Below are 201 nucleotides of genomic sequence, written 5' to 3' on the forward strand. Positions count from 1 at the left end.
GCAAAAACCGGAATCCACGGGTGCTGACACGCCGGAGTTGAAAGACACTGCTTCCGTTACGTCGATGGACGCGGAAAAGAAACCTGCCGCACCTGCTGTCGAATCCTCACCCTCGTCGAGTGATAAACCGTAAACATGTCTGTAGAAGATACTCAACCGCTCATCACGCATCTTATTGAGCTGCGTAAGCGACTCCTGAAC

1 protein-coding gene and 1 pseudogene are annotated in these 201 nt (G+C 52.2%); both read left to right on the forward strand.

Annotation, left to right across the window (positions count from 1 at the left end):
- Positions 1-133, forward strand: a pseudogene (locus tag FDX22_RS31235) (Sec-independent protein translocase TatB); the annotation flags it as partial.
- Between the two features lie 2 nt (positions 134-135).
- Positions 136-201 (forward strand): hypothetical protein (locus FDX22_RS31240; RefSeq protein ID WP_255432948.1); only part of this gene is annotated, 66 nt, incomplete at its 3' end.

This window comes from Citrobacter sp. TBCS-14 (genome assembly GCF_005280805.1).
Classification (GTDB): domain Bacteria; phylum Pseudomonadota; class Gammaproteobacteria; order Enterobacterales; family Enterobacteriaceae; genus Citrobacter; species Citrobacter gillenii.